1 protein-coding gene is annotated in these 1,097 nt (G+C 59.4%); it reads right to left on the bottom strand.

Features of this window, described 5'->3' with window-relative positions:
• The coding region (locus CW742_RS14675; RefSeq protein ID WP_292421672.1) for a discoidin domain-containing protein at positions 1-1,097 on the bottom strand (1,097 nt) is incomplete at both ends.

The following is a 1,097-nucleotide window of genomic DNA, read 5'->3' as shown; positions in this document are numbered from 1 at the left end:
CCGGTCTCGTGGATACAGACAACCCCCGGGTACATCGTGTTCCAGGACGAAGAGAGATTGATCCGGTAATACCGGGAACTCCCGGCGCCGGTTACGGGAAACTCCTGCCATTGATCGTTGTTCTGGAACTGGAAGGACCGGAGATCGGTCAGGACCACGTTGTCATTGCTGCCCTGCAGTACGCAGTCTTTCGGCCGGTAAAAACTGGAGAGCATCCGGATGGTGGAAACGATTCCGGGAGATTCCAGCTGTACGCCCCACCAGGAGGGGAGCGGGTTGGACCCTGCGTTCCCGCTCATCCAGTACGTCGATATCAGATCGTCGATCGCTTTTCCGGGACCGTATATACTATGGGAGTAGTCCGCTGAAGCATATCCGGAACGACCCGTAGTGAGATCCGGATTCGGGGCAGGTGTCGGCGTAGGGGTCGGCGTAGGTGCCGGCTCTGCCCAGGTCCCGTACATCTCAACCTCATGGATACAGACATCGCCCCACTGGCTCCATGAAGTGGTTACGTAGATCCGGTAGTACCGGTATCCCCCGCTGCCGCTCACCGTAAACTCCTGCCATTGGTCGTTGTTCTGGACGGAGAATGACCGGACATCGTACCAGGTGCTGTCGTCATGGCTTCCCTGGAGCCTGCAGTCCTTCGGCTGGTAGAAACCGGATTTGATCCGGATCCGGTTCAGCTCGGCAGGATACTCCAGTTCAACGCTCCACCATGACGGAAGCGGGTTTGATCCCGCGTTCCTGCTCATCCAGTACGTATTGGGATCGTCATCGACCACATGTCCGGGCACATAGACGGTCCATTTCCCGTCAGCTGAGGTATCCGCGGCACGACCGGTGGTCAGGTCCTGGTCGGTCGGGGTGGGAGAAGGTACCGGTGTGATCGTGGGGGTCGGCGTGGAGGAGCCCAGGAAGGAGACGTCGTCAATATCCGTGAAATAGTTAGTCCCTTCGACCGTGAACGATACCGTGTGGCTGCCGGAGGGGCAGGAGAACGAGCCCTCGTACCAGGTTGGCGATCCCGAGCCCTGGCCGGTGACCCGCAGGACTTCGGCATCGTCCAGTTTCACGATGAGCGGGCCGGTGGT

This window comes from Methanoregula sp. (assembly GCF_002835825.1).
GTDB lineage: Archaea > Halobacteriota > Methanomicrobia > Methanomicrobiales > Methanospirillaceae > Methanoregula.
The sequence above is the reverse complement of the archived record's forward strand: the minus strand, read 5'-3'. Positions and strand labels throughout refer to the sequence as shown.